The 21,370-nt window shown below is 52.7% G+C and carries 22 protein-coding genes; 8 read left to right on the top strand and 14 right to left on the bottom strand.

Annotation, left to right across the window (positions count from 1 at the left end; genetic code table 11):
* The first annotated feature begins 12 nt into the window (after positions 1 to 12).
* Positions 13 to 912: an EamA family transporter gene (locus JK198_RS04540; RefSeq protein WP_212706956.1), complete on the top strand. Its 900-nt coding sequence runs from the start codon at positions 13 to 15 to the stop codon at positions 910 to 912.
* Between the two features lie 63 nt (positions 913 to 975).
* On the opposite strand, the gene JK198_RS04535 is transcribed toward JK198_RS04540, so the two are convergent.
* The 4 genes from JK198_RS04535 to JK198_RS04520 form a co-directional block, all read right to left on the bottom strand.
* A complete protein-coding gene (locus JK198_RS04535; RefSeq protein WP_212706955.1) occupies positions 976 to 2,607 on the bottom strand; it encodes a GMC family oxidoreductase in 1,632 nt (543 codons plus the stop codon).
* A 41-nt stretch (positions 2,608 to 2,648) separates the two neighbouring features.
* Positions 2,649 to 4,136: a cytochrome c gene (locus JK198_RS04530; protein WP_349290183.1), complete on the bottom strand. Its 1,488-nt coding sequence runs from the start codon at positions 4,134 to 4,136 to the stop codon at positions 2,649 to 2,651.
* 113 nt (positions 4,137 to 4,249) lie between these two features.
* Positions 4,250 to 4,843 (bottom strand): sugar dehydrogenase complex small subunit, encoded by a 594-nt coding sequence (locus tag JK198_RS04525; RefSeq protein WP_212710141.1) that lies wholly within the window; start codon positions 4,841 to 4,843, stop codon positions 4,250 to 4,252.
* 509 nt (positions 4,844 to 5,352) lie between these two features.
* Positions 5,353 to 6,375, bottom strand: a complete 1,023-nt coding sequence (locus tag JK198_RS04520) for an LLM class flavin-dependent oxidoreductase (RefSeq protein WP_212710139.1) — start codon at positions 6,373 to 6,375, stop codon at positions 5,353 to 5,355.
* A gap of 390 nt (positions 6,376 to 6,765) precedes the next feature.
* Here JK198_RS04520 and JK198_RS04515 point away from each other — a divergent pair, with 390 nt between their 5' ends.
* Positions 6,766 to 7,215, top strand: a complete 450-nt coding sequence (locus JK198_RS04515; protein ID WP_212710137.1) for an L-alanine exporter AlaE — start codon at positions 6,766 to 6,768, stop codon at positions 7,213 to 7,215.
* A gap of 190 nt (positions 7,216 to 7,405) precedes the next feature.
* Here JK198_RS04515 and JK198_RS04510 read toward each other — a convergent pair whose 3' ends face one another.
* Complete coding sequence (locus JK198_RS04510) at positions 7,406 to 8,236, bottom strand: fumarylacetoacetate hydrolase family protein (RefSeq protein WP_212706951.1); 831 nt, start codon at positions 8,234 to 8,236, stop codon at positions 7,406 to 7,408.
* Between the two features lie 243 nt (positions 8,237 to 8,479).
* Positions 8,480 to 9,604: a succinylglutamate desuccinylase/aspartoacylase family protein gene (locus JK198_RS04505; protein WP_212710133.1), complete on the bottom strand. Its 1,125-nt coding sequence runs from the start codon at positions 9,602 to 9,604 to the stop codon at positions 8,480 to 8,482.
* 257 nt (positions 9,605 to 9,861) lie between these two features.
* Between JK198_RS04505 and JK198_RS04500 the strand changes: the two genes are divergently transcribed.
* Positions 9,862 to 11,271, top strand: coding sequence for an MFS transporter (locus JK198_RS04500; protein ID WP_212706949.1), 1,410 nt, complete (start codon positions 9,862 to 9,864; stop codon positions 11,269 to 11,271).
* A 76-nt stretch (positions 11,272 to 11,347) separates the two neighbouring features.
* Here the strand turns inward: JK198_RS04500 and JK198_RS04495 are convergent, their stop codons facing one another.
* Complete coding sequence (locus JK198_RS04495) at positions 11,348 to 12,082, bottom strand: glutamine amidotransferase (protein ID WP_212706948.1); 735 nt, start codon at positions 12,080 to 12,082, stop codon at positions 11,348 to 11,350.
* Positions 12,083 to 12,347: 265 nt separating this feature from the next.
* Here JK198_RS04495 and JK198_RS04490 point away from each other — a divergent pair, with 265 nt between their 5' ends.
* The gene (locus tag JK198_RS04490) at positions 12,348 to 12,983 is read left to right on the top strand and encodes a carbonic anhydrase (RefSeq protein ID WP_212706947.1); all 636 of its coding nucleotides are present in this window, start codon (positions 12,348 to 12,350) and stop codon (positions 12,981 to 12,983) included.
* Between the two features lie 465 nt (positions 12,984 to 13,448).
* Here the strand turns inward: JK198_RS04490 and JK198_RS04485 are convergent, their stop codons facing one another.
* From JK198_RS04485 to JK198_RS04460, 6 genes are all read right to left on the bottom strand, one after another.
* On the bottom strand, positions 13,449 to 13,625 hold the full coding sequence (locus JK198_RS04485) for a hypothetical protein (RefSeq protein WP_212710132.1): 177 nt from the start codon (positions 13,623 to 13,625) through the stop codon (positions 13,449 to 13,451).
* A 110-nt stretch (positions 13,626 to 13,735) separates the two neighbouring features.
* Entirely contained in the window at positions 13,736 to 14,377 is a 642-nt protein-coding gene (rutR, locus tag JK198_RS04480) for an HTH-type transcriptional regulator RutR (protein WP_212706945.1), read from the bottom strand.
* A gap of 179 nt (positions 14,378 to 14,556) precedes the next feature.
* A complete protein-coding gene (locus tag JK198_RS04475) occupies positions 14,557 to 15,159 on the bottom strand; it encodes a dienelactone hydrolase family protein (protein ID WP_212710131.1) in 603 nt (200 codons plus the stop codon).
* 9 nt (positions 15,160 to 15,168) lie between these two features.
* Positions 15,169 to 16,110, bottom strand: coding sequence for a glutathione S-transferase family protein (locus JK198_RS04470; protein ID WP_212706943.1), 942 nt, complete (start codon positions 16,108 to 16,110; stop codon positions 15,169 to 15,171).
* A 13-nt stretch (positions 16,111 to 16,123) separates the two neighbouring features.
* A complete protein-coding gene (locus tag JK198_RS04465) occupies positions 16,124 to 16,528 on the bottom strand; it encodes a DoxX family protein (RefSeq protein ID WP_212706942.1) in 405 nt (134 codons plus the stop codon).
* Between the two features lie 103 nt (positions 16,529 to 16,631).
* On the bottom strand, positions 16,632 to 17,543 hold the full coding sequence (locus JK198_RS04460; protein ID WP_212710130.1) for a LysR family transcriptional regulator: 912 nt from the start codon (positions 17,541 to 17,543) through the stop codon (positions 16,632 to 16,634).
* Between the two features lie 450 nt (positions 17,544 to 17,993).
* On the opposite strand from JK198_RS04460, the gene JK198_RS04455 reads away from it, so the two are divergent.
* The 4 genes from JK198_RS04455 to JK198_RS04440 all read left to right on the top strand — a co-directional run bounded on the left by JK198_RS04455 (position 17,994) and on the right by JK198_RS04440 (position 20,723).
* Positions 17,994 to 18,590 carry a TetR/AcrR family transcriptional regulator gene (locus tag JK198_RS04455; RefSeq protein WP_212706940.1) on the top strand — a complete coding sequence of 199 codons (597 nt, stop codon included), beginning with the start codon at positions 17,994 to 17,996 and terminating at the stop codon, positions 18,588 to 18,590.
* Between the two features lie 103 nt (positions 18,591 to 18,693).
* On the top strand, positions 18,694 to 19,731 hold the full coding sequence (locus tag JK198_RS04450) for an NADP-dependent oxidoreductase (protein WP_212706939.1): 1,038 nt from the start codon (positions 18,694 to 18,696) through the stop codon (positions 19,729 to 19,731).
* Positions 19,732 to 19,747: 16 nt separating this feature from the next.
* On the top strand, positions 19,748 to 20,431 hold the full coding sequence (locus JK198_RS04445; protein ID WP_212710129.1) for a type 1 glutamine amidotransferase domain-containing protein: 684 nt from the start codon (positions 19,748 to 19,750) through the stop codon (positions 20,429 to 20,431).
* A 1-nt stretch (position 20,432) separates the two neighbouring features.
* Positions 20,433 to 20,723 carry a DUF1330 domain-containing protein gene (locus JK198_RS04440; protein ID WP_212706937.1) on the top strand — a complete coding sequence of 97 codons (291 nt, stop codon included), beginning with the start codon at positions 20,433 to 20,435 and terminating at the stop codon, positions 20,721 to 20,723.
* 100 nt (positions 20,724 to 20,823) lie between these two features.
* Here the strand turns inward: JK198_RS04440 and JK198_RS04435 are convergent, their stop codons facing one another.
* Positions 20,824 to 21,318, bottom strand: coding sequence for an Lrp/AsnC family transcriptional regulator (locus JK198_RS04435; protein WP_212706936.1), 495 nt, complete (start codon positions 21,316 to 21,318; stop codon positions 20,824 to 20,826).
* Positions 21,319 to 21,370 lie beyond the last annotated feature (52 nt).

Below are 21,370 nucleotides of genomic sequence, written 5' to 3'. Positions count from 1 at the left end.
GTTTACAAGTCTGTGTGGTATCTCGCGATCGTTACCTTTCTCTGGGGCTCTTCTTTTAGCCTGACCGGCCATTTTCTGGCGGGCCAGGTTGACAGTTACTTTGCCGTATTTATCCGTACCCTTGCAGGTACCCTTATTTTTCTGCCGTTTATGGTGTGGCGGAACCTGCCGTCACGGCTTATTGCCGGTCTCTGGGCCGCAGGTGCGCTGCAATTTGGTATCACCTATGCCCTGTCCTATCAAAGCTACACTCTGCTGACCGTGCCGGAAATGCTGTTATTTACCACCCAGACACCGTTATATATCAGCCTGATCAATAATGCCCTGGAACGGCGTTTTAATCCATGGACGCTGCTGGCGGCAATGTTTGCCGTTTCCGGCGGAATAGTGATCCACTATCATCCCCTGACAGGACACTTCTGGAAAGGCTTCTGGCTTTTACAGTTGGCTAACCTGACGTTTGCCGCCGGGCAGGTGTTGTGCCGCCGGCTGTTACTGAAATATAAACCGGATGTCGCCCTGCCACGACTATTTGGTCATTTCTTCCTTGGCGCTATCTGTATTACCGGTCCCCTGTACTATTTTTTCGGGCAGCAGGGACATTTACCCCAGTCCGGGGCCCAATGGTCAGTGCTTATTTATCTGAGTGTGGTTGCTACCGCGCTGGGCAGTTACTGGCTGGCAAAAGGCAGCACTCTGGTTTCAGTGGCTACCCTGTCGGTTTTCAACGAATTGCATGTGCCCGTCGGGCTGATTATTAATATGCTGCTGTGGGGTAACGATGTTCCCCTGCTGAGACTGTTTGCCGGTTGCTGCCTGATCGCTGTCGCCATCGGGATCAATTACAGCCGTCCTTCCCGCCCCTTATCACCCTCGCGGGCCGGGGAATCGGCTTCATCATCCTCCCTGTGACCTCCTCACAAATAAATCAGGCCCCGTCGCGGGGCCTGTCATCATACCTGAAACAATGAACAATTAACCGTGTTGCAGGTCGCGCTTAATACTGTCACAGGCACGCAGTGACAAAGCAACCATACTCAGGGTTGAGTTCACAGTACCCGCTGCCGCCATAACCCCGCCGGAAGCGATATACAGGTTCTGGTGATCGTGGGTACGCATCCAGCCATCCACCACCGAGTCTTTCGGATCATGACCGCCGATGGTGCCCCCCATAATATGGTTATTCGGGTTAAAGTAAGGGGTCATTTCAATCTCGGTCGCGCCAAACAACCTGGCGATAGTCATCAGGTGCTCGCGGGAAGAAACCGCAGCCTTACGGACATAATCACCCACATCATAGGTCACATGCGGATAAGGAATGCCCAGCTTATCTTTATATTCTGTACTCAGGGTCAGACGGTTATCCGGGTTCGCCAGAATGTCATGGTTAACATAGATATCCATTCCACATGCCGCACGACGACGAATTTCCTCATCCAGTTTTTTACCCACCAGCCCCATTTGCAGTGCTTTAACACCGGCTTTATGGTTTTGTGAGGTATTGTTCATGCCGATCTGAATTGCCGATTGTTCACGACGGAAGTCTCCGTCACGGAAGTTGGTGATAGAACTCATCTGCACCGATCCACCCCCTGTCCAGACCGGTTCTGCCGCCTGGAAGCTCATCAGGATCCCCGGGTGGTCCATCATATTACGGCCGACCATATCGGAACTGTTAGCAATACCTTTCGGGTTACGATCGTTAGCCGCCATCAGCAGCAGCTTCGGCGTTTCAATCCCGTTCCCTGCCAGCACAAACGTACGTGCGGTCACACGGTGTGAATTTTTATCCGGGTCGTAGTAATACAGCGCGGTAATATTATTATTCTCGTCCGTATCGAATTTATAGACCACCGCATTTGGCAGTACTTTGGCTCCGGCTTTTTCCGCTTTAATAATACTGTGAATACCGTTATACATCGCCCCGATCGGACAAATAGGCATACAGTTGTTATTACCACAACATTGCGGACGACCATCATAAGGCCGGCTGTTACGGCCCTGAGGCACCGGTGTATTATCATAGCCTGCCGTGGCAACCACTTTGGTAAACAGACGGTCAGCCGGGCCATAAGGCATAGGTTCCATCGGGAATGGTTTTTTACGCGGTGCAACATATTTCAGGGAAGTATCGTTCGGCCCATTAACCCCGATCAGGACTTCCGCACGGTAGTAATAATCTTCCAGCTCATCGTAAGTCACTACCCAGTCACGGCCAACACCATAGGTTGAATACAGTTGTAAGTCATGAGGCAGAAAACGCCAGCAGGAGGCTGCCCAGTGCCAGGTGGTGCCACCGACCCCTTTAATCATTCCCTGACGGAAAGCGCTCGCATCCGGGCCGGTCACCTGAGGATAATTATTATAGGGGTTCAGCTGCGGATGAACCGCCCAGGGCTCTGCAGGGTAAGGTGTCGCATAATCAGATTCGGCTTTATTCACCGGCGGCATATTACGCCAGTTCTCAACCACTTCACCCCTTTCCCAGCGCGGACCAGCATCCAGCACTAATACGGATAACCCGGCTTCCGCCAGTTCTTTTGCTACAGTACCACCACAGATGCCGCCACCAACCACTACCACATCTGCGCTATATTGTTCAGACATAACCACCTCTAAATACTACAAATTCAATAAGTCCCGGTATCTCAGCGACGTTTACGTGAAACCCGTACAATAATTAAAACAATAATCAGCAGCAGAATAATTCCGCCTGCCACCGAGCCGGCAGCCGCGTATTTCGCCAGGAAAGGCTGAGCTCCCCCTTCACGCAAGGTTTTCACCTGATCCGCGGTAACCGAAAGCTGTGGGTTGCCAAACTGTTTAAAGATATAATTACTGAGTTTCGCAACCTGCTGATCATTTAATGACTGAACATCAGATCCTGGTCCGAAAGCCGGCATCAGCACTTGCTTACCTTTCACTTCACGCTGTACACCGAACAGAATGGCCGAAACCAGGTTGTTCGGTGTATTCCCCCCGGTCGCGGTATTATTGAATAACGACGGATAGAAATGATCTTCGGTACCGGCACCGGAAGACTGGTGACAGCTGGCACAGGTGGTATCGTAAAGTGCCTCTCCGCTCATATCCTCAGGCAGCGCTGATCCCATCGGCTGGGTGCCACGTACCGCAGAGTCCGGATTGGCACCCGCCGATGTCCCGAAATCACCGGTAGGTTTCGCCTGATGAGGCTGGCTGACCGCCGGCAGACTTTGCAGATAGGTCACAATGGCCCCGATATCTTTATCATCAAGATATTGCAGGCTGTTGGTAATCGCTTCGGCCATCGGTCCGGCGGCCTGGGCTTTGCCGGTCACATGACCGGTTTTCAGGTAAGTCATTAACTGATCACGCTGCCAGCTGCCCAGGCCGCTGAGACGATCTGATGTCAGGTTAGGTGCATACCAGCTGCCTAATGCGGCACCGCTATACTCAGCATTCCCGGTTTCGGTACCCATCATGATATTACGCGGCGTATGACACTCACCGCAGTGCTCAAGGTTAGCTACCAGATATTTACCGCGGTTCCAGTCAGCACTCTGTGACGGATCATCACGATAAGGTTTCTGGTTCAGGAACAACAGGTTCCAGCCCCACATCGCCTGACGGATATTAAACGGGAAACCGAGGTTAGTTGGCCGGTTTGCCTGCTCCACCGGCTGTACCGCGTGGGTAAAGTAGTAATACAGGGCATGGACATCTTTATCTGTCAGCCCGGCATAAGAGGTATAAGGCATCGCCGGGTACAGATGGCTGCCATCGGCACGGATACCGTGACGTACTGCCTGTTCGAACTGTGCTTCTGTATAATTACCAATCCCGTACTGCTTCGACGGCGTGATATTGGTCGAATAAATGACGCCCATCGGGGAGTGAATAGCATAACCACCGGCAAAGGTTTTCTTCGTCTCTGGATCAGTATGACAAGCCGCACAGTCAGCGGCTATCGCCAGGTAATGCCCTTGCTTAAGTAAGGCATCGGCGCTGTTATCTACCGCGGGCTGACTGACAGGAACCTGCTCCGCGGCAAATGCCGGCAGTGCACCTAATGCGCTGACCCCGAGACAGACACTCAGCAGCGTTCGGCGAAAACCGGCTGCTTTTTTTGCATGTATCGCTTTCTGATATTTCACATTAACTCCGGAAAAATTTCTGCTATCAGACCTTTGTTACGGGTAACAACAGCAGACAATAAAAAGCCACAGTCGGACGGTATACCGCGACCGTGAAGTTTGTTGTGTTCTGTTTAAAAGGTCAGCAGACGATCGACCGGAGGCGGATCGGCAGTCCAGTAATCGGGACCATTATGTGCGTAGGTAGGAATCACCATCCCGTCTCTTGGCACCTGATACATCAGGGCATTCTGGTAGCCGTAAACTTTTGCATGGTGACTGTCATCAGTCACTCCCAGATACCAGCCTTTAATCACTGACATCATCAGGTCATGTAGCGGTTGCCCCTGTAACTGACTCTGCAGGGCTTCGACATCTGCGGGCTGTTTATCGGCTATCCATTGGTTCAGTGCCGCCAGCTGAGTTGTGAACTGCGGATTTTTATCTGCAAAGGCAACATACAAACGCTCACCCATAGTCAGATCAAGACTGTGGTGTCCGGTCAGAAAACGTGATGTTTTCATAAACTGGTTCAGGGTCCGGGTATCCGGGGCTGCCGGTGCAGGTGCAGGTGCTGCGGTTGCGCTGTTACTGAGTGTTGCGCCGGCCACTGCCGAACCTATGGCAAACGTCGCCACCAGCCCGCTGGTCTGGCCAAGCAACCGGCGACGACGCAGGCCTTGCTCGCTCAGCTGCTGCCGTTGATCAGGCTTATTGTTGTTATTCATAAATTTCCTTGATACGTATTAGACACATCTGTCCGCGACGACAGTACTCACGCCCTGTGATTCTATCTCTCAGCAGCAGAATAAATCTCAAAAAGTAACCATAAATTTACACTTTCATAAATTAAATTACAGTTTAAGTTAACAGTATTTTGTGAATGTGAATTGGTGGTTGCAATAAAGGAAATCGAAAAGTCCTGGAGATTAATTTAACTTGTTATTTTAAAAGGAATTAATAATTAATGGCTTTTCGGAATGTTAAAATCAGTTCACATAGTCGCCGGTCATGGCTGTCCGTTAACAGAGTAAGGCGATTATTGTTAAACCGGGATGACGAAGAGGTCTCTGATAATATCGATTGCAAAGGCTAATGATTCTTATTAACAGTTATAATACCAGGGATAATCACCGTTTTTGCATTTTTTTTAAACAAAAATGACCGGAATACGAGGTACTGTATATATATACAGTTTCTCCCATTCCGGTCAGTTGCGGGGAGCTTTTCGCCGGTTTTACCGCCAGCCCAGCGCCGGAGCCACCTCCCTGAGGAGGGTATCCATGAGATGCACACAGTAATCAACGCCCAGCTGATTCGGTATGGTCAGCAGTAAAGTATCGGCCAGCGCAACCGCTTCATCAGCCGCCAGTTGTTCGATCAGTTTGTCAGGCTCTGCGGCATAGCTGCGACCAAAGATAGCGCGGGTGTGTTCATCCAGATAGCCAATCTGATCTCCGCCCTGAGCCATCCCGCCAAAAAAATCCCAGTCCTGCTGGCTGGTAATAGCAAAGATACTGCGGCTGACCGAAACCCGCGGACTACGGGTATGACCAGCTTGCGCCCAGGCCTGATGGTAGGTCCGAATTTGCTCTGCCTGCTGAACGTGGAACGGTTCTCCTGTTTCATCATCTTTAAGGGTCGAACTCTGCAAGTTCATCCCCTGCTCCGCGGCCCAGCGCGCGGTGCCGTTAGAACCGGAACCCCACCAGATTCGCTCACGCAATCCTTCGGAAAACGGTTCCGGCCGCAACAGTCCCGGAGGATTGGGAAACATCGGCCGCGGATTTGGTCTGGCAAATCCCTCACCACCTAAGACATCAAGAAAAGTGCCGGTATGACGACGCCCCATATCAGCGTCCGATTCCCCCTGCTGCGGGCGATAACCAAAGTAACTCCAGCCATCAATAACCTGTTCACCGGATCCCCTGCTGATCCCCAGCTGTAACCGGCCCCCGCTAATCAAATCTGTCGCCGCTGCCTGTTCGGCCATATACAGCGGGTTTTCATAACGCATATCGATAACTCCGGTACCAATTTCTATTTTACGGGTCCGGGCACCGATAGCGGCCAGTAACGGAAAAGGGGCGCTCAGTTGTCTGGCAAAATGGTGAACCCTGAAATATGCACCATCTACCCCCGCCTCTTCAGCCGCCACGGCCAGTTCAATCGACTGAGTCAGGGCATCTGCGGCACTGACTGTGGCCGAGCGGGAAGAAGGCGTCCAGTGGCCGAAGGATAAAAAACCAATTTTTTTCATGATATACCGCCTGAGAATAGTATGCTGTTTACCCGTCCATGGCCCGCTAGCCACGACAGTTGTTTGCCACCAGCATAGTCATTTATCCCGTCAGATAAACGACAACCGCACAATCAGACACTAGCCGCGTACCTGACCCGCAAAAACATAAAATCTATCTGATTGAATTTATTAAAAATAAACAAACAGGAAGCATAAAAGTAGCGTGGCAGGCAAAAAGTCTGTGATTACAGAGAACTTTATCGACAAAAAGTCGATAAATAAAAATTTTCAGCTAGTTGCCATTTCAATGGCAGGGATATACTCTGCACGCCATAAAATACACCACAAAAATCTCTGCCATTCGGCGATTTTTACGGCATTACTGACTATATCCCGGGGAATACAACCATGTACTCTGCGCAGTCCCGCTTGCGTCATGCGGTAGCAGACACCTTTGCGATGGTGGTGTACTGCACCGTCGTTAATATGATGATAGAGATTTTCCTTTCGGGGATGAGTTTCGAACAATCATTATCGTCAAGACTGGTCGCTATTCCGGTAAATATTATTATTGCGGTGCCCTATGGCCTGTACCGCGACTGGATTATCCGGAAGTCATTAACTATCAGAAAATCAGGCTGGATGAAAAGCAGTGCTGATGTTTTCAGTTATGTCACTTTCCAGTCACCGGTCTACGTCACTATTTTATGGTTTGTCGGCGCTGACTGGCACCAGATTAGCGCTGCCGTCAGCTCCAATATCCTGGTCTCTGTGATGATGGGTGCGCTGTACGGCTACTTCCTCGATTACTGTCGCCGCCTGTTCCGCGTCAGTCACTGCCAGCCAGTAAAAGCCTGACCCTCCGGCGGCCGGTGACGGTCGTCTCTGCGCCAGCCGTTATTCTGCGGGTAAAAAATCAGTGTTCACTGACCGGCAGTATTCTGATTAGCGGGATATTGCGCCCTGACGGACGAAGAAAAGAGTATCGAAGGCGGAAAACAGACGGCAGACGCAATCACTGCGTACTGCCGCAAGGGAGGGGGCTGTATCAGGCGATAGTATGAGCCAGTTCGCCAATCTGACTGATCTCGACAGAGATTTTATCTCCCGGGAACATAAACAGCTGCGGAGTCCTTGATTTACCTACACCGCCCGGTGAACCGGTAATAATTACATCTCCCGGGGCCAGCGGCGTAAAACAGGTTACATAAGCAATAATATTCGCCACCGTATGGATCATATTGGCCGTCGAATCATGCTGTACCTGCTGACCGTTTAAAAAGGTCTTAATATCCAGTTGCTGCGGATCCGCGATTTCATCACTGGTGGTCATACAGGGACCAAATCCACCGGTCGCCGGCCAGTTTTTACCGGCGGTAAACCAGGTGAATTGCATATCGCGTACCGTGGCATCCATAAAACAGCTGTATCCGGCAACATACTGCAGGGCATCTTCCGCAGCCACCTGATGTGCAGGTTTACCGATAATTACCGCCAGTTCGCCTTCATAATCGAACTGCTCACTGCTGGCCGGTTTCTGTAATGGCATCTGATGCGCAGTCAGGGTATCGGCAAAGCGGACAAACAGGGTCGGTGCCGGGTTAGTTTCACCGAACTCTTTGCGTTTTTCTGAATAATTCATGCCGACACACAGGATTTTTCCCGGAGTTTCAATTACCGGTAAAAAGGTAATTTCATCAAGGGAATAATCCACAGGGCGGTCAGCGAGTCCATTTAGCTCATCTAAGGCCTGAGCAGTCAGAACCGCTTTCAGATCTGCATAGTCAAGATATTTACCGGCATCGGTAACACCGTTGTCTCTGATGATGCCAAAACTATGGTGACCGGTGGCTTTAAGTTTAAAACTACATAACTGCATGAATTGAATTTTCTTATCTTTGTCAGGGTGGAGGAAATTATTACACTTACCTGTCAGCAGATGCCGACAGGAAAATGCTGTGCGGCGAATATGTTAACATTAAGCTTGCGATAAATATCACATTATTTTTTAAGGTATTAAAAAGTAAATGCTTTAATTCATCTTCCTCTGCGGATCATCTGATAACCATCACCGGACAACTATCAGCCTCCCCGCCTGCCTGCGGACGGGCTTTACGTCAACTCAGTCAGATAATAAGGTCCCGCCGCGGCGGTCATTATGCGGCTGATACCCCGCCAGCATACCAATATTCTGTCCCTGGCGGACGTAACTGATCAGTGGCCGGGTTACCAGCCGGCCATCCTGCGGGCTCAGTACCGGCAAACGGTTATTTTCTTCTGCCCCGCTCAGGATGACCACCTCTGCCAGTAAGTCTCCGGCAACCACTTTGTCCCCCGGCTGTCGTTGCCAGCTAATAATCCCTTCGGCCGGTGCCTGCAAATAGCTGACACCTTCTAACGGGTAGCAGACCACCTGGCTGCAGTCGGGGGCTTCCGTTTGCCGGGCCGCGACTATCCCTTCTGTTTCCAGAAAGCGCAGCAGTGCTTCTGCATCTCTGGCTGCCAGCAGGTCACTGACATCGGCCTGGCCCCGCAACTCCACAGTGACCGTAAACGGGATATCCTCCGCCGCCAGTCCTTTATGTTCAGCAAACCATTGCCAGCAACGTAATACCGACTCATCAAACGGCTGGCCACCGGCAAGTTGTTCTTCAATAATGACTTCCGCCCCCAGCGAGGCTGCCAGGTTCACTGCCCGCAGATGATGACAACGGTTAGTGTACAGGTGCAGAATTGCCGACTGATCACAATGTAAATCGATGACCACATCATGCTGTAAAGCCTCGCTCAGCAGACTGTGCTTTATGGCGGAGACCGTATCTGCCGGCCTTACGTCACCCAGCAGGCGGGTGATATATGCCCGGCAATCCTGCCGTGCATTACTGTTGAGCGTCTGTGCGCCATCACGGGTCAGTACTGCCTGAAGATCGGCAAAATTACGATTGAAGTTCTCCCCGTTAGCCAGATGATAACGGCCGGTAACATGACCGGAGACGTTTTGCATCAGCCCGACCGGATTGGCGACAGGAATGATCACTACTCCCCCAGACAATCGCCATTCCCGCTCACATTGCACCAGTAGCTGCTTCAGATGCTGTAACACCAGTAATCCGGGGTGTTCATCAGCATGCAATCCTGCCTGAAAATACGCCGTTCTGCCGGCGCACACATCACCAAAAGTATATTTGGTTAATTGCAGGGTCATGCCCGGCGCGGGAGAAGGGAGATCGATAAATTCGCTATACATAACAAGGCTCCACCATCGGTAATGTTTTCCGGAAAATACCGGCCGGTTCATCCTAACCTGACTGCCGGACGGATACAGCGTTTTTCTGCAGCAGTTCATATACTGAAATAACTGACTGCTTGCGGCAGAGCGTCATCAAGCTAATATACTGTTTTTAAAGCATCAGTCAGTTACGGATCCCCGGCCTGCCCCCTTCTGCTGCGATAAAAGAACGTCATTATTCTATTTTTACAGGACCGCCTGCGGAGTTATAAAGCATGCTATTTTCAGATTTACCGGGTGATGAAGGCTTACCCGGCCGGCCGCGACGGCTGGCAATGATTGCGGTAATGATGACCACCGCCATGTCCGTCTTTGACGGCTCTATGGTAAATATCGCCTTACCACAGATAGCCAGAGCTATGGGCGTACCTGCCTCAGAAGTGGTCTGGGTCTCAAATGGCTACCTGCTGGCGGCGGCTATGACGCTGGCTATTTTTGCAGCCCTGGCCACCCGTATCGGCTTCAGGCACTTATTTGCCGCAGGTCAGATCATTTTCACCTTGTCTTCACTGGGCTGCGCCCTGTCAGCGGATCCTCATACCCTGATCGGGATGCGTATTTTACAGGGAATTGGCGGGGCGGCGACACTCAGCATTGGCCCCGCGATACTGCGTTCCGTATTTCCAAACCGGCTGCTGGGACGTATTCTCGGGATGAATGCTCTGCTGGTTGCATCAGGCACTGCCATTGCGCCGATACTCGGCGGATCAATACTGTCGGTCATGAGCTGGCAATGGCTGTTTGCGATTAACCTTCCACCGGGGATCATTGCAGTGATACTGACATTACGGGTATTACCGGGCCGTTCACAGAAAATATCACTGCCTTTCGACATGACAGGCGCAGTATTATCGGCCATTATCCCCGGCGCGCTGATTATGGCCGCCGACAGTCTCGCTGCGCCCGGCAGTCCGGGGCTTTCCGGCCATGACCTGTTGCTGGCAGCGGGTTACGGCTTACTGGCGTTAGTTGCAGGACTGGCATTTATCGCGGTTGAACGCAACGCTGCTGCCCCCCTGCTGCCCCTGAATATTTTTTCGTCTGCACGCTTTTCTCTGGCCGCCATCACCTCAATGGCCTCATTTGTCAGCCAGGGAATCACTTTTATTGCGTTACCGTTTCTGTTCCAGAATATCTACGGACACAGCGCCTTCTTTTCGGCACTGTTGTTTACTCCCTGGCCCCTCGGTATTATCCTCGCGGCTCCCCACGCCGGACGCCTTTCCGACCGTATCCCTCCGGCCATTATCTCGACCCTCGGGCTGGGAATATTTGTCACCGGATTGATCCTGCTGGCCCTGTTACCGGACAATGCCGCAGCGTGGGATATCTGCTTACGCAGTCTGGTCTGTGGCATCGGCTTCGGCTGCTTTCAGAGTCCGAATAACCGTGAAATGCTGTCTAATGTCGCCAGAGAACACAGCAGTTATGCTTCCGGGGTGCTGGCAATAATGCGCATGTTCGGACAGTGTCTGGGAACCGCGATTGTCGGAGTGATCCTCGCCCTGTCCGGTCAGCACAGCCTGCTGCAGGAATACCACGGCGTACAGACTGCGTTATGGCTGGCAGTATTGTCCGGCGGCCTGGCGGTGATGCTCAGTATCAGCCGGCTAAAGAAACAATAATCCGCCACAGGACTACACATTTGCCGCAGCCCCGGCCGGAAACAGCAGCAGGCAGCATACCCTGTTACACTGTCTGCTATTGTGGCCGGTATCCGGCCACGTACTGAGCAATAAATGCGGTTAACAGCCGGGTTGCCTCGGGGGTCTGGGTGATGCCATCAATGATCGCCTGAGTATCGCGCCCTTCGGCGGCAAATATTTCACTGTTACGTGCAGTCATGGCTCTGGCGGCAGCCACCGTAAATTCCGGGTGAAACTGGGTCGAAACAGCATTTGGCCCGTAACGCACAATCTGGTGTCCGTCAGCCGCAGAATCCGCCAGAACTTTAGCCCCCTGCGGGGCACGGCTGACAGTTTGCATATGTGTCAGGTGTGCGGGAAAGCTGTCCGGCAGTGTACCTACTAAAGGATCATTCTTTGCCGCTTCCCTGAGGCTGACGGACAGGCAGCCGGTTTCGCGAACAGAATCCAGATAGCGGACTTCGCCCCCCAGAGCATAAGCCATCAACTGGTGTCCGTAACAAACCCCGAACAGGGGCATACTGACTGCCATAGCACTGCGGATCCACGCTGCGGTTTTTTCACTCCACGGCAGTTTTTCGGTCACCATCGCCCAGGAACCGGTAATAATCGCCAGCCGCCGGGGATCCGGTGCCGGCAGCTCGTCGCCGTCAAACACACGGACCACCAGTATCTCCTTCAGGGGGACGCCAATCGCCTGGCTGAACCAGTCTGGCAGGTCACCATACTGCTGGCGAATATCCTCCGGCGGAGTGCCGGTTTGTACAATAATAATCTGAGGCTGATGCATTGTAATTTCCTGGTTTTCTGACCATCACCGGCCGGATAATCCCGATAAGACAATCAGTAATAGCTTTAAATCGCGGTCGAAACAAGTATCAAAATATACTGCCTGCCGGTGATTATCTTCCGCCACGATTGCTGTCAGCAGGTGGCTGATAAGTGACAACGTCACTAAGAACCGGCCGATTAATAATAGCTTTTAGCGCGGGGACTTCCCCCTGCCGGACATTCGTTCTATGATTAAGCCGATTTTTTTATCATTTGGGCGAGTTATGAAAACAATTATTCAAGGGTTTCTGAACTTTCAGACCGAAGTATATCCTGAGCGAAAAGAATTATTCCATAGCCTGGCAGACAGTCAGAATCCTAAGGCCTTGTTTATTTCCTGCTCAGACAGCCGTCTGGTCCCGGAACTGGTGACCCAGCAGGAACCTGGTCAGTTATTTGTGATCCGTAACGCAGGCAATATCGTTCCGTCTTTCGGCCCGGAGCCGGGCGGCGTCTCTGCCACCATCGAATATGCTGTTGTCGCGCTGGGCGTAAAAGACATTATCATCTGTGGCCACTCTAACTGTGGTGCAATGGGCGCTATCGCCAAATGCCAGTGCATGGATACTATGCCTGCTGTCGAACACTGGCTGCGTTATGCCGATGCAGCGAAAGCCGTTGTCGAGAAAAACAGTTATCCGGACGAAGAACATAAAGTCAGCGCCATGGTACGTGAAAACGTTATTGCTCAGCTGAATAACATGAAAACCCATCCGTCCGTCGCCGTCGCCCTGCGCAATAATCAGATCCACCTGCATGGCTGGGTGTTTGATATTGAAAGCGGCCAGGTACAGGCACTGGATAGCGACGGTAAAACCTTCGTGCCACTGGCTGATAACCCGCACGTCTGTTTTGAATAACCCCCGGTAACCGGCTCTGTCCGGTACCGCCTCCTGCAGTCTTTGCTGCAGGAGATTCTGTTACCCCTGTCACTGGTCGCTATTTTCAGCATAATTACCCGCACCCCTGATGTCCGGGGCACAAAGGCTGACTGGTTGTGTGTATTCGGAGGTAACGATGCCCCCCCTGTTGAGCAGTCCGCACTTAATTTATGATGGCTGCCCGCGTGCCGGATGTCGGTCTCATGGCCGGGCTTGATGCGCAAATAATCAATGCCACTTTTTTAAAGGCAGTGACTGGCGGGTAAATATGCCGGTGAATCCGGGCTACAGTGACAGCAGTAAGTTACACAGCCGTCTGCCACGGCTGGATTTTGATGATGCCTGCCGGTTTTCCTGACAGCCAGTCTCCGGTCACTGGCCGTGGACGCCCCGTAGCACAGCTCATTCCAGTAGGTCACCCGTAACAAGCGATGATGATGATGACTATTCATCATTATGTGCCTGCCGGTAATCAAGATGGCCGGGCCCGATACCATATAAACCAAGGATCGGGATCATCGATTCCAGTAACAGATGACTGTCTTTTACCCTGTCAGCCGCCGGGCTGCGTTTTATCAGGCCGCGAATCCGTGCCAGCTGTTGCCGTAATTGTCGTATCATGCTCATTTCCCCGCTGAGTGCCCGTCTGTACAGTTCAGCCTGAAACCCGCCAAAAGGGAAATATCAATTCCGGGACTGTAACGCCAAAAAAAGCAATAGCCGCAGCACAGTCATGCCTGCTGCGGGCACAACCCCCTGCCAATAACCGTCTGAATATTTTGCAGGGTATCGGCAAAAAATTGAGGATCCTGCAGCGATTTCCCGGTCACTGAGCGTATCTGAACCGCAAAATCCGCATAATGCTGGGTGACTGACCATAACATAAAAATCAGCTGCCGCGGGTCGACCTCTGCCAGCTGCCCCGCAGAAATCCAGTGCCGGATAAGTGCGGCTTTTTCATCCACCAGCTCACGTAAATTACCTTCCAGTTCCTTATGTAAGACCGGAGCTCCCTGCAGGATTTCCAGACAAAACAGCCGCGATGCCTGCGGATGATCTCTGGAAACTTCCAGTTTCAGACGAATATAGTGGTTAATGGCTTGCAGCGGTTGCTGATCTGCATGTAACGCCCGTAAGGGAGCCAGCCAGATCGCCAGAATATCCTGCAACACCGCCAGATAAAGTTGTTCTTTTGAAGGGAAGTAGTACAGCAGATTGGTTTTTGATACAGCAGCCAGAGCAGCAACCTGCTCGATGCGAGTGCCATGTAAACCATACTGTGAAAATAAAGACAGTGCGGCATTCACAATGGCTGTGCGTTTCGCAGCAACCGCCTGTGAACGTCGCCCGGGGGATTTTTCACGTCCTTTCACCTGTCACCTCCTGTATTTCAGTCTGCAGCATCATAACAGACCGCAGACAGAATATGATATTCAGCGGCAACAGTTTTTCCCACAACTGACTGTAAAACAGCAGATTTTATCCGAAAGACCGCTGATTGCCGGCCAACAGCGTAACAACCGTTTGTTGTCCGGCGACAGGTTAACCCCGGTTACAGGCCAAAACGCTGACGGATAAACTCTCCGCCGTGAGCAATACCCTGAGCAGAAATCGTGTGGGGTAAACCCGGTTCAGGGATAAAGGTTGCTGCGGCCCCGGCATCTGCCAGTTGCTGCTGTGCATCACGGCTTTCAGTCCACGGGATCACCGGATCTGCCTGGCCGTGGATCAACAGAACCCTGGTGCCGTTCGCCGGATAGAACGGCGGCGGGGAAGCCAGCCGCCCCGAAAATGCCACTACTCCGGCCAGCGGCAGTGCATCACGAACCACCGCATCCAGCGACATAATGCTGCCCTGTGAAAACCCGGTCAGTATCACCTGATCTTCGGCAGTTATCTGATGCCGGTCCAGAATAGCCCGGATAACAGCATCAAAAGATTCACGGGCAGCGACCACCCGCTGTGGCCGGTTATGTTCTGTCACACCATTAACACTAAACCATTGATAACCGCTACCCATATCACAATGCTGCGGCGCGTCAGGGGCCACAAAAATCACTTCCGGCATTGATGCCTGCCAGAAATCCCCCAGCCCTTGTAAGTCGGCACCGTTACTGCCGACACCGTGCAGCAGGATCACTATTTTCTTGCTCATATCACCCTCTTATAGTCCCAGTCCGCTTAAGTCAGGCCCGGCCGGGACAATCCCCGTCGGGTTAAGTGCCTTAATAGAGTAGTATCCCTGTTTTATATGGTCGATATTTACCGTCTCGCGGACGCCCGGCAGCTGCAAAATACGCCGGGTATAGGCATACAGTGACCGAAAGGCCGTCAGAGGATACTGATTACACTTGAACAGACCGAAATAGGCTGCATCAAAACGGATCAGTGTCACAAACAGCCGGATATCCGCCTCGGTAAAGCGGTCACCGAGCAGAAAATGACGGCCATCACTCATTCGTTGTTCCAGCCGATCGAGCATCGAGAAAACATCGCTGAAAGCCTGCTGATAACTGTGGCGGGTTGTCGCGAAACCGGCCCGGTAGACACCGTTATTCAGTGCCGGATAGATTTCATCGTTCAGCGCATCAATCTCCGCCTGCAAATCCGGTGGATACAAATCAATCGTATTCTCCGCTAATGCACCAAAGCCGCTGTTCAGCATACGCAGGATATCTGCTGACTCATTGTTCACAATCGTCGCCGTTTTTTTGTCCCACAATACCGGTACCGTCGCACGGCCGGTATACTGCGGGTCTGCCCGCGTATAAATTTCATGGAGCCAGCGGCTATGATTCACATGATCTGCCACAGACCCCGGATAATCCCCGAAGTGCCAGCCCTGGTCCAGCAACCAGGGCTCGACCACCGACACAGTGATCACCTGCTCCAGCCCTTTCAGTTTACGGGCCATCAGGGTGCGTGACGCCCAGGGGCAAATAAATGCCACATACAGATGATAGCGCCCCGCCTCTGCCTGAAAACCGTCCTTACCGTCAGGCGTGATCTGGTGGCGAAACCCGGACACCTGGCGGACAAAGCCGCCCTGTTTATCGACTGCCTGTACCGGATGCCAGTCGGCGCTCCATTGTCCATTGACTAACATAATGCCCTCCGGCTCAGTGACGGAATGTTGGTTTTAACGCGTACTTACCATCACCGCTTAATGCCAGCACCAGCAGAGCTATAATCCAGAAAGCAGGGAACTCCCAGCCACCGTTGGCATCAGTAAAGAAGAATCCTGCCGGACCATGTACCGTAACAATAGTGCCCAGTAACAAAGGGATTAACACCACCGCGGCAATACGCGCGTATACCCCGAGAATTAATGCCAGCCCGCCCGCCAGCTCCAGCAACATGACCAGATACGCCAGCCCGCCGGGCAGTCCCAGTGACTGAAAGTATTGCGCCGTTCCCGACGGGGTAAAGACAAATAACTTCAGCCCGAGGTGAGCCAGAAACAGCACTCCGAGGGTAACGCGTAGCAGCAGAACAGCATAAGGGGCAGTACGATGATCGGTCATGATTATTTCCTCAATAAGGTGTTGTTGCTAACAAGACTACCTTATCGGGGCCACACTGATTAGCCGCCCACAGGGCGCATCTTAATTTCCATAATGGAAATAATCACCAGCCCTGATCCCAGTCCGGTATCGCCGTAAAGGTCTCTGCCAGATAATCAATCATCGCCCTGGATTTATGCGCCAGATATTTTGCCGGCGGATAAAGGGCAAATAATCCCAGAGGTGCGGGGGCATAATCGTCCAGTACCGTAACAACCTGCAGCCGTTTCAGGGCATCTCCGGCCACAAAAGTCGGCAAACGGGCAATTCCCAGACCGGCTGTGACTGCCTGCAGACAGACTTCGGCGTTGGAAAATTTCAGACGCCCGCTGACCGCCTGTTCCTGCAGGCCCCCGGCAGGTGCAGAAAATGGCCAGCGAAAAGGGTCGCGAAAATTGGTATCGATAATACAGTCATGGTGTTCCAGCGCAGACCAGTGTTGCGGTGTTCCGCGGCGTGCCAGATACTGCGGCGAAGCGACAAGTAAGATCCTGATATCACATAATTTACGGGCCATCAGGCTGCTGTCCGGCAGAGAGCCTATCCTCAGCGCCAGATCAAAACCTTCATCAATAATATTTACCAGCCGGTCGGCATAACTGACATCCAGTTCAATATCCGGATAGCGACCGGCAAAATCGATCAGCCGCGGGGTTAACTGCGTGGTACCAAAAGTGACAGGTGCCGAAATACGTAACCGGCCCGCCGGGGCTTCAGAAGTATGGCGGATGGCATCATTCAGTGCATCGTATTCATCAATCAGTGCGCGGACCCGCTGATAATAGGCCAGCCCGACCTCAGTGACCGCCAGTGAACGGGTACTGCGGCGAAACAGCTGAACACCGAGAATATGTTCCAGTCTGGAAATTAATTTCGAGGCCTGGCCGTGGCTGGTATGCAGCCGCCGGGCTGCAGCGGTAAAACTGCCTGCTTCCACCACCGCAATAAACATCCGGTCACATTCCAGTCGTTCCATACTGCCCGTCCCCTGTGCGATAAAATGACAGTACCGCCCGGGGCGGTACTTTAAACAGCGCCGGATAATCCCCGGCTGCGGGGCTATAATACAAAAATATTCACAGAAGTCAGTACTCTGTAGCGTTGATCCCCTGAGGGTGACTGCCAGCCCGCTGGCCGGCAAGCGATCAGACAACCATTAGCGCGCAATAATAGTGACACTGTCACTATTGCTTCCGGCCATTCCGCAGCGAGCATCGTTATAATATTAACCACCGCAGAATACGGAGCGCGCGGCAGCGTGATCTGTGGCCGGCGCGGTACGGCAAAACCCGCGGATATTGCGGACCCGCGGTATTCCGCACAGAGGGGTGGCTGAGGGAATCGCCGCTGTTTATACTGTTATTTCCTCCGGTTTCCGGCATCTGAGCCTGCATCCGCCATTTAAAATACGAGGCCCGTTCAGCAGATGAACATATCACCGTCAGTCAATGAAAACCGGCAGCGGGTGTTGCAGGTTGCAAAAGAAATCATTACCCGCAAAGGGTTCTCCGCCGTTGGCCTGAATGAAATTCTGACCGCGGCCGGTATCCCGAAAGGATCTTTCTATTACTATTTTTCGTCCAAAGAAGAGTTTGGCAGCGCGATGCTGGAAGATTATTTTTGCGGGTATATGGCAGAAATGGATCGTTTAATCACTACCGGCACCTGTGCCGCGGATACGCTGATGCGCTACTGGCAAGGCTGGCTGGAGACAGACAACCAGCAGGTTCCGAAAGGCCATAAATGCCTGGCCGTCAAGCTGGGTGCCGAGGTCAGTGACTTATCTGACCGGATGCGTGCGGTACTGAACCAGGGGACCGGGCAGATTATCGGCCGGCTGGCTACCCTGATAGACCAGCTGGCCGCACAGGATAATTTTCAGATCCCGCCGGAAGGCAGTGAAGCATTTGCCCGTAACCTTTACCAGCTGTGGCTTGGTGCCAGTCTGCTGGGCAAAATATCCGGTGAGCGACTGTCACTGGAGGCGGCAATGATCCTGACAAAACGGCTACTGGGACTATAATTCAGTTTGCCATTATGTGCGTTTACTGACTTATCCCCTTACCCTGAATGTTGTTTTTACATACCATCTAGACGACTGGTCTAATTTAATTACGGGAGATATTATGCCACAGACAGAACACACCAACCGCCGCTGGGTACTGGCTTCCCGTCCCGATGGCTGTCCGGCCTCTGATAATTTCCGCCTCGAAAATGCGGAGATCCCTGCGCCGGATGAAGGACAGATCCTGCTGCGCACCGTCTATTTATCTCTCGACCCTTATATGCGTGGCCGGATGAGTGATGCCCCTTCCTACGCTCCGCCGGTGGCTATCGGTGAGGTTATGGTGGGCGGAACCATCAGCCGGGTTATCCGTTCCCGTCACCCGGAATTTAAAAAAGACGACTGGGTCATGGCCTGGTCAGGCTGGCAGGATTACGCCCTGTCTGACGGCCAGGGGGTGGTCAGTCTGGGAAGCAACCCTGAACACCCTTCCCTGTCATTAGGCGTGGCCGGCATGCCGGGCTTCACCGCCTGGATGGGGCTGACAGATATTGGTCAGCCGGTGGCCGGTGAAACCCTGGTGGTTGCTGCCGCAACCGGGCCGGTCGGCAGCACCGTCGGACAGATAGGTAAGCTGAAAGGCTGCCGTGTGGTCGGCATTGCCGGCAGTGATGAAAAATGCCGTGATGCGGTGGTCAATGCCGGGTTTGATCTCTGCCTGAATCACCGTGCACCCGACTTTCGGCAACAATTACAGGCCGCCTGCCCGGACGGAATTGATATTTACTTCGAAAACGTTGGCGGAGCGGTGTTCGATGCGGTGCTGCCGCTACTCAATAGCAAAGCAAGGATCCCCCTGTGTGGTGTGGTCGCCCATTACAACGACAATACAGCCGCCGCCGGTCCCGACCGTCTGCCGCAGTTTATCGGTACACTGTTGAAAAAACGTATCCGTATTCAGGGATTTATCATTTTTGACGACTACGCCCCCCATTTCCCTGCCTTCCGGACCCTGATGAGCGACTGGCTGCGGCAGAAAAAGATTTATTACCGTGAAGATATTGTTGAGGGGCTGGAACAGGCCCCGCAGGCTTTCAGCGGCATGTTACAGGGTAACAACTACGGCAAGCTGGTGATCCGTGTCGCCGGTGACCACTAACCCCGGAGAAAAATTGATGAATATTTTAATTGTACTGACTTCCCACGATAAACTGGGTAACACCGGTGAAAAAACAGGATTCTGGCTTGAAGAGCTGGCTGCGCCTTATTATGTCTTTAAAGATGCCGGGGCCACACTGACCCTCAGTTCTCCGGCCGGCGGACAACCACCGCTGGACCCGAAAAGCAACCTGCCTGATTTCCGGACAGACGACACCCGGCGTTTCGAAAAAGACGCCGAAGCAACCGCACAGCTGGCCGCCACCCTCAGACTGTCTGAGGTCAACGCCAGCGACTATGATGCGGTCTTCTATCCGGGCGGTCATGGTCCGTTATGGGATCTGGCCGAAGATACCCGCTCAGTCAGTATTATCGAAACATTACTGGCAGCCGGCCGGCCGGTGGCTGCGGTCTGCCACGCGCCGGGGGTGCTGCGTCATGCAAAACAAGCCAATGGCCAGCCGCTGGTTAAAGGACTGCGGGCCACCGGTTTCAGTAACAGTGAAGAAGATGCCGTGCAGCTTAGCGATGTGGTGCCCTTCCTGGTCGAAGATATGCTGAAACAGAAGGGAGCCGAATACAGTAAAGGCCCGGACTGGGCATCTTATGTGGTACGTGACGGTCTGCTGATCACCGGGCAGAACCCGGGCTCTTCTGCCGAAACCGCCCGTGAATTAATCAAAGCGATTAAAGGGCAATAAGATGAGCGCCTATATTGTATTTATCCGTGATCAGACCTGCGACCAGGCAGAAATGGATATCTATGCCGAAAAAGCCAGCGCTGCCCGCGGAGATCATCCTCTGACGCCGCTGGCATTTTACGGTGCCGCAGAAAGCCTCGAAGGTGCAGACACTGAAGGTGTCGTGATACTGAAATTTCCCGACACTGCTGCGGCCCGTGACTGGTACCACAGCCCTGCTTATCAGGCGGCGAAGCTGCACCGGCTGAAAGGGGCCCGCTACCGGGTGGTGCTGACCGAAGGTCTGGACTGATTTACCCGGCCGATCGCTGACACTCTGCCACAATTACCGGGGGACTGAGCGGTCTTCCGGTGTTTTGTTGCCCTGACCATCAGGCCAGACAGTCCGGGGGCTATTCACTTTTTTCCAGCAGGCTGTACAGGGGAACACTCTTTTTGAGGATCGGTGATTTAATCACAATATAACTGAAGTATTTGCCGATGCCGATATTCTCGTCCAGCAGCCCCTCAATTACCTCCTGGTAATGCTCAATACTGCGGGTCAGAAACCGCAGCAGATAGTCATATCCTCCGGTGATCAGGTGGCATTCCATCAGTTCGTCAGTCTGACTCAGACAGTGTTCGAAACGCTGAAAGTCTTCACGCCGGTGACCATTCAGTGTCACTTCGGTAAACACACTGACAGATTCGGTAATTTTGGCCAGATTCAGGCTGGCTTCATATCCGCCAATAAATCCGGCCGCCTCCAGGCGTTTCACCCTCTGCAGACAAGGGCTTGGCGATAAGCCGACCGCCTCCGCCAGGTTCACATTGCTGATCCGGCCGTCTTTCTGCAGATGGGCAAGAATACTGATATCCAGTCTATCCAGTTTTAGCAGACCATTCATAATACCCTCTGAGATCAACGAAACTTAATTAACTGATATACCACGCCTTAAT

This window comes from Tatumella sp. JGM91, assembly GCF_018257575.1.
GTDB classification, from domain to species: domain Bacteria; phylum Pseudomonadota; class Gammaproteobacteria; order Enterobacterales; family Enterobacteriaceae; genus Tatumella; species Tatumella punctata.
Note: the sequence above shows the minus strand (reverse complement) of the source record. Positions and strands in the feature narration are given on the sequence as shown.